Source organism: Bifidobacterium subtile (assembly GCF_000741775.1).
In the GTDB taxonomy this organism is placed as follows: Bacteria; Actinomycetota; Actinomycetes; order Actinomycetales; family Bifidobacteriaceae; genus Bifidobacterium; species Bifidobacterium subtile.
Genome location: NZ_JGZR01000003.1, coordinates 403863 through 411057 on the forward strand (window position 1 = coordinate 403863; position 7195 = coordinate 411057).

Sequence of the window (7195 nt, forward strand, 5' to 3'; positions counted from 1 at the left end):
TGGCAACGCTCTGTCAACGCCCTGTCATGCCCTGTCAACGCACCGCTCTGCTAACGCACTGCCCCGTCAACGCACTTCCCGCCGCCTGTCCAACGCCATCTGTTGCTCGCGGCCATCTGCCGTCATCACGCAATCAGATCACGATGCCACCACATCATCGTCACTGATCGACTGCGCCCCCGTTTCGAGCGTGCTGATGCGTATGGACTGATCGACCGGCAGCACGAAAATCTTTCCGTCGCCCTGATTGCCCCGGGAATTCACCGTGACGAAGGCGTCAATCAGCGTATCGACGCGATCATCGGTAGCGACGATTGCAATCATCTTCTTCGACAGCATTTCATACTGGTCCGGGGCTTTGAAGGCATCAAGCGGCGAGATGCGAGCTCCGAGCACCGGATGACATTGCCCCCGGCCTGTCACAATCTTCGTTGTCATCGCGTGGAATCCGCGAGAGAGCAGCTCCTCTTTGGTCTGGGTGTAGCGGTCGGGGCGTATAAACGCGAGAATCTCTTTCATCGTGTCCTCACAATCCCTGCTGCCCGGAGCTGATAGTGATGGATTGCTCGACCGGCTTGACGAATATTTTGCCATCGCCGAACAATCCTTCGCCACTCGTACGATTTTCCTTCTCGATGATGGCGATGACCGGCTGCACCTGATTATCTTCGACCACCATCATGAGCACGTCCTTGGGAATTTCGTCGTAGTACACGTCGCCCATTTTCAGCCCTAGCTGCTTGCCACGCCCAAGCACTGAGATTCTGGTAGCGGCATAGAAACCGCTGGATTGCAGCGACTCAAGCGTCTGCTCGATCTTGTTGGGTCGCAGTATCGCTTCGATCATTTTCATGAGTGTTCTCCTTGTCGGTTTACGGTTGATGATTTGCGCTTGATAAAAACGGGATCACCGCACAGCGCGACCGCTCAGGCCACGCGCGCCTTGCGGTGCAGGGGCAGCGTCAGGCAATGGATGCTGCCGCCCATCTTGTTGAGTTCCGAAACGTCCACCGGCAGAATCTGCAGTCCGCGACGTTCCAGAATGTCCATCGTCCTGACTCCGGAAGCCGGGAAGATGATCTTGCCGGGGGCGATGGCGATGCAGTTGTTGGTCAGCGGCGGGTCTTCGGGGTCGACTTCGATTGCCTCGATGCCCATATCGCGCAGCTTGCGCAGGAACCAGTGCGGGATGATGCGCGTGTCGACAAGCGCCTTGTCGTACGAGAGCATGAGGAACATCTCATCCAAGTGAATCTTGTCGGCTGGGACATCGACCACGAGCAGCTCAAGACCTTGCAAGGCAAGCAGCCACCGCAGCTGCTCGATGCCTTCGTCGTTGTTGCGCACCGAACGCCCGATGACCGCCGTATGGGGATTGATGATCGAAAAACTGCCCCCTTCGATGAAACCCCTGCCTTGGATCGCTCCGACGATGGGAATATGCAAATCCGCAAATGTCTTCTCGATAATACAAGTCTCGCCCTGCCTAAAGAACCCGGACATGCGGCACAGAATCGCGCCGTGAGGCGTGATGAGCGCCGGATCGCGCGTAAACAGCCGGTTGCCCCATATCTGCGGGTCGACCGTATAGTCATGCACTGCGATGCCGTTGTCGCTTAGCAGCTGTACCAATGCCGCATGCTGGCTGCGCATGAGTTCGAAATCGGGGAGTTCCCGTCCTTGGAAATAGCTCCGCGCCCTGCCCTTGCTGTCCTTAAGCACCAAAGTTCCCACGGCTTCGTCGTAACGGGCATGGGCAAGCAACTCAACCTCATGACCTGGCGAGTGCACCAGGATCGAATCGACCGGCGAGACATAGTCGGACGCACCGAAGCCGCCGCCCCACACCTCCTCTTCAATTGCGGCGTCATAGGAATCTTCCACGTTGTCCGCGTCGAAAAACTCGTGTAGTAAAGCCACTGTTGCTCCTTATTATTGAACTATGTAAAACATGTACATTTAATAACTCATAGCGTTTTTCGTCAGCTCCACGAATGACGAAATCAGTGAGTCATTCTTTTGCTCGGCACGAAAAACAATTGTTGTTTTTATTCGGCTCATCGGCGCGCCCACATCAAGAGGCACAAGTTTACCCTCTCGCAGCTCTCTACGAATCAGGTCCTCACTGAGTGCGGCAATGCCGATATTGTGCAACACAGCTTTCTTGACTGAATCTAGGCCGCTGAAGAAAATACTCCGTTCGCTCTGAATCGCCGACTGGCGAAGACATGTATCGAGGTGCACGGCGTACCCATTATCAGCGAGATAGTGAATCACCGGCAAATCACACATCAGTTGGGTCTTCGTGTATTGTTTGACGCACTGGGCCGAAGCAACGATAATAATCGAATCATTGCGTATAACCGTCTGACATATGCCATCCACGTCCTGCATCTGTCCCGAAATGACGCCGACATCGAAATCTTTCTTCACAATGCCTTCGAATACTGCATTGGAATCTTTGGAATACACGCGCGGCGTGGCCTTGGGATGGATTCTTATGAATTCCTGAACAATTGGTTGCAGATCATTCGTACAATAGGTGTCGTAAGCGGCAATGCGCACCACCGGCCTATCACCGTGACCACAACGATTTGCGGCATCTCGAAATGATGCTAACGTATCAATCACATCTTCCATATACGGAAGCAAGTACTCTCCGGCCGGGGAAAGCATGATGCTTTTGCCAGAACGGGTGAACAGGCTCACTCCCAATTCATCTTCAAGAGCATGAATTTGCGAAGACACCGCCGGCTGAGACACGTGCAGGTACTCCGCGGCCCTCGACATGCTTTCGAATCTGGCGCTGTACAGGAACGCCAGGCAATTGCGCAACTCCATATGACACCTCCTTCACGCGACTATAGGGTGTTAAATTTGCTGACGAAATTCGGAACGGTCTGCAAACCGTCAGAACATCTTGCTGCTTTCCTCGCGCAGCTCGTCGGTCAGCGATATGGAAAGATCGACGAACTCCTGCGTGCGTTTCAGCTCGTATTGCCGAGGCCTGGGGAACGGCACCGGCTGAATGCGCTTGACCCTGCCCGGGCGGGATGACATGACAAACACTCTGTCTCCCAGGAAGATGGCCTCATCGACATCATGCGTCACGAAGACGATGGTCTTGTTCGTTCCCTCCCAGATCTTGAGCAGCATCTCCTGCATCAGCAGTCGCGTCTGCGCGTCAAGCGCGCCGAAAGGCTCATCCATCAGCAGCATTTTGGGCTCGGCCGCAAGCGCTCGCGCGATGGCGACGCGCTGCTTCATGCCACCGGAAAGCTGAGTGGGATACTTCTTCGCGAAATCGCTCAGCCCGATCAGATCGAGGTAGCGATGCGCAACCTCCTTGCGTTCCTTGCTCGACCCTTTGCTCTCCAAGTCCAGACCGAAGGTGATGTTCTCCTCGACCGTCAGCCAGGGGAACAAGGTGTAGCTTTGGAACACCATCCCTCGTTCCCGGCTCGGCCCCGTCGTCGGAACGCCGTCAAACGTGACGCTGCCTTGGGTGATGGTCTCAAGTCCGCCAATGATTCTCAACAGCGTCGATTTCCCGCAGCCTGAAGGGCCCAGCAGCGTGATGAACTCGCCGCCGTTGATAGTGCATGAGGTCTCCGACAACGCCGTGACGAGCCCGGATTTTGTCTGAAACTGCTTGACGACGTCCTTTACCACCAGTTCACTTTGATTTGTTTTCGTCATTTTTCCCACCGCTGTGTTTCACCTTCTCAAGTACGAGAACTTGATTCTTTGGAAAAGACCAAACAGTCCGTCGAACAGTAGGCCAAGAACTCCGATAGTGACGATGCCCAGATACATATCGCCCGCCCGTAGGAATCGCGCCGAGCGCATGATGAGAAAACCGAGGCCCTGTGACGCCCCCGTTATCTCCGCGACCACCAAATAGGTCCAGGCAGCACCGAAGGTCGTGCGCATGGCATCCACTATACCGGGGAACGAAGCAGGGAAAATTACTTTTCTGAACATCTGCCAAGACGAAGCACCCATAGTCTGAGAAACCTCAATAAGCGCCAAATCAACTTGCTTCGCCACATCCATTACCATCACAGTGAGATAGAAGATACAACCGATGATAATCACGGCAATCTTCGCGGATTCGCCGATGCCAAGGAACAGTATGAATACGGGGACGAATGCGGCGGCCGGCAAATAACGCATAAAACTGACAAAAGGCTCAATGAATATCCTCGCCGTCGGCACCGTTCCCATCAGCATGCCCACGGGAACCGCAACAACCACGGATATGACGAAACCAATAAGCACCCGCTGAACGCTGATTGCGATATCCGCAAAATACGATCCGGAGGTAATCAGACCGATGAAGCTAGTCACGACCTCGCTGGGCGTGGGCAGGAACTGCCTGTTCACCATGCCGCCGTAAGAGATGATACTCCACAGAACAAGCAAGACGAGAAACGTAATAAATCCCGCCAGATGGTATTTCTTCAGTATTTTCATAGTCCGTTGCAATGGATGACAACGAAACATGCTCAACGTCGTCATCCATTGCCCTCCCTTTTCTCGAGAATTGGCTTCGGCTGAGTTTTACTGCTGCAATGCCCGCACTGGTGTTGCGTCAATCACATCGTCTGGATTGATTGTTTTGGGTGTGATCTTGTGACTGGCATAGAACTGTGAATACTCATCCATCGTGGAGCGAAGCTCCCCATGAGATCCCTCTTTGCCGAACTGCTTGATATTCTCCTCAGTACCAAATATCTTCAAGACCTTTAACGTCGATTCCACATCAGCGACATCCATTTGGAGCCCATTGGCCATAATCTTATCGGCGTCCTTTGGATTGTCCTTGGCATATTGTGCTGCCTCGGCAAGCGCCTTGCTGAAACCCTTCACCGCAGCTGGATGCTTGGATGCAAAACCATCAGTGAAAGCCACTACGTCAAGCAGAGGAACCGGATCGTCCTTGGTCGTATAGGTTTTGCCACCGGCTGCAGCGGCCTGCGACAAGTACGGTTCATAGGTCACAGCAGCAGGAACCTTGCCGCCGACGAAAGCCGTGCCAGCATCGCCTGTTGTCATATTGACCAGCTTGACATCCGACTCCGCTATGCCGTTTTGCTGAAGTACCTTAAGCAGGAAAAAGTGGTCTGTCGTTCCCTCTTCTACAGCGATCTGCTTACCTTTCAGATCCTTGAGAGACTTGATCGACTTATTGTACACAATGCCATCCGAGCCGTTGGAGATGTCGAGCACCCAGGTGGTCTTCATCGGAATGTCATTCGCCGCAAGATTCACAATCACATCGGCCGCAGTGGCCAATGCATCGAGAGAGCCTCCCGCGAGCGCCTGTTTTCGCTCGGCCAGGCCTTCGACTATTTTCATGTTGACGTTGAGATGTTGCTCAGCGAAATACCCCTTCTCCTTGGCTATATACAACGGACCATAGCCGGACCATGTGGGGAAGGCGATGTTAACAGTGGTGTCGGCAGCACTGTTTGATTCCTTGGAATCGTTAGAAGACCCGCATGCGCCGATGGTGACCGCCATCGCGAGCGCTGTGAGTACAGCAAGAGTTTTCTGTATTCGTTTGCCTGCAAACATGATGTTTCTTTCTACTGAACGTTAATGCATTTTTTCATGGATGTATTACGTGCTGTTACGTGCTGTTTCCATAAATCGCTCTTCGCAGCCGTTAAGCACCCGTTTGGATTTCGAATGGGGTGCCCGCTTCCCCTCAGTACTCCCTCAAGACGGACATTGTCATACAGGTCGGTCCTGCATGACGGTCGCGCCCGGTCCAATGCGCCTCGAAGGTCTTGACCTCCACGCCGCGCTGTTCCAAAGCGGATTGTGTGTTTGGGTTTCCTGCTACCATCACGACTTTGTCTGGTTCGACCGCGAGGATATTGCTCGCAGAATTGCCGAATTCGTCATCGTCGATAGGAATAATCTCGATGTCTCGCTCGTGAAGCAGCTCATACATCTCAATGGGCATCAGGGGCAAGTATCCAACGCACAGATGTTCATCAATCATGCTCATCACGGAGCCGAGATGGAGCACTGTACCAGGTCCCTGATAGTAGGGAAGTTGGAATTGAATGACATCGACGTTGCTCAGCAAATGCTTAAGCTGGCGATAAGCTTCATTATTGGTGCGGAAAGTTCGGCCCACAAGCAGAGTATCATGATCCAGCCAGATGGTTTCTCCCCCGCCCTCGACTGTGCCTGGTGCCTGAATCGTATAGTAAATAGGCACATCAATTTCAGTGAGCTTTTTCACTACAGCCTTCTCTTCGCCGATTCGCTGGGGTTTGCCCATGCGAGAAACGACAATGCCGTTGTCAGTCACGATGCCGCAATCCGTCACATAAGTGCTTCCTGTGAATTTCGTCTCGACATTCTCAACATAATCAACCTGCACTCCGAACTCTTTAAGACACTGAGTGAATGCGTCATGTTCATCTTGAGCCTGTGAAAGATCAGGAACAGGACCGGTGAAGCCGAACGAACGATAGTTTCCTTCATCGCTGAATTCGATACCCGGTCGATGGACGAGCGCCCTTTTCAATTTCCCCACCATGCTCTGCGCACCATATGTTCTCGAAATCATAGAATTCTCCTTGTTGTAATCGTCGTATTGAACGATTGACTACAAGGTATCAATTCAGAAAACGTGTATCATATGTCTACTTTATAACGACTATAATCAAATAAAATGTATGAAATATTTACACTAGTGACATATCGAAAAGCATAAATGGTAACAAATCAATGAACCAATTCTTTGGTATCTACGGAATCACATTGCTTGCAAAATATCATATTTCACAGCACAATGACTGAAATGGGGGTGCGGACGAAAAGTTGGACGTTTTGGCGTCCGGATTGGAGTTCGCATGTTTTCGATGGAGGATCGGCGCAGGGCCGTTGACCTGTATTTCACGGAGGGCATGACCATCAGGAAGGTCGTCGCCGAGCTCGGCTACCCGTCCGAGGGCGCGCTGGTGAAATGGGTTCGCGAGGACCCGCGTTACACGGGCGCGTGCAGGCGTTCGTATACGCTGGAATGCAAGACGAACGCGGCCAGACGCGCGCTCGGCGGCGAGCCCCTCGCCCGCGTGGCGCGCGACGCGGGCTGCACGCCGACGAGCGTGTACCAGTGGATGCGCCGCTACCGGAGCGAGGGGATACTGGGACTGATGAACAGGAGAAACGC

Annotated in this window: 9 protein-coding genes; 1 reads left to right on the forward strand and 8 read right to left on the reverse strand. The window is 53.1% G+C overall.

All coding sequences use genetic code 11. From position 1 onward, the window contains the following. Positions 1-138: 138 nt before the first annotated feature. From BISU_RS03500 to BISU_RS03535, 8 genes are all read right to left on the reverse strand, one after another. Positions 139-519 (reverse strand): P-II family nitrogen regulator, encoded by a 381-nt coding sequence (locus BISU_RS03500; protein ID WP_024462596.1) that lies wholly within the window; start codon positions 517-519, stop codon positions 139-141. A gap of 7 nt (positions 520-526) precedes the next feature. After that, complete coding sequence (locus BISU_RS03505) at positions 527-853, reverse strand: P-II family nitrogen regulator (RefSeq protein ID WP_024462595.1); 327 nt, start codon at positions 851-853, stop codon at positions 527-529. Between the two features lie 74 nt (positions 854-927). Then, positions 928-1920, reverse strand: a complete 993-nt coding sequence (locus tag BISU_RS03510; RefSeq protein WP_024462594.1) for a dimethylarginine dimethylaminohydrolase family protein — start codon at positions 1918-1920, stop codon at positions 928-930. Between the two features lie 39 nt (positions 1921-1959). Continuing rightward, the gene (locus BISU_RS03515; protein ID WP_024462593.1) at positions 1960-2841 is read right to left on the reverse strand and encodes a LysR family transcriptional regulator; all 882 of its coding nucleotides are present in this window, start codon (positions 2839-2841) and stop codon (positions 1960-1962) included. Between the two features lie 69 nt (positions 2842-2910). Then, on the reverse strand, positions 2911-3699 hold the full coding sequence (locus tag BISU_RS03520) for an ABC transporter ATP-binding protein (RefSeq protein WP_024462592.1): 789 nt from the start codon (positions 3697-3699) through the stop codon (positions 2911-2913). An 18-nt stretch (positions 3700-3717) separates the two neighbouring features. Continuing rightward, positions 3718-4476 (reverse strand): ABC transporter permease, encoded by a 759-nt coding sequence (locus BISU_RS03525; RefSeq protein WP_024462591.1) that lies wholly within the window; start codon positions 4474-4476, stop codon positions 3718-3720. 87 nt (positions 4477-4563) lie between these two features. Continuing rightward, on the reverse strand, positions 4564-5580 hold the full coding sequence (locus tag BISU_RS03530; protein WP_051245925.1) for an ABC transporter substrate-binding protein: 1017 nt from the start codon (positions 5578-5580) through the stop codon (positions 4564-4566). Positions 5581-5713: 133 nt separating this feature from the next. Continuing rightward, complete coding sequence (locus tag BISU_RS03535) at positions 5714-6589, reverse strand: dimethylarginine dimethylaminohydrolase family protein (RefSeq protein ID WP_024462589.1); 876 nt, start codon at positions 6587-6589, stop codon at positions 5714-5716. Positions 6590-6875: 286 nt separating this feature from the next. On the opposite strand from BISU_RS03535, the gene BISU_RS03540 reads away from it, so the two are divergent. Then, on the forward strand, positions 6876-7195 hold a 320-nt coding region (locus BISU_RS03540), incomplete at its 3' end, for a helix-turn-helix domain-containing protein (RefSeq protein WP_034532929.1).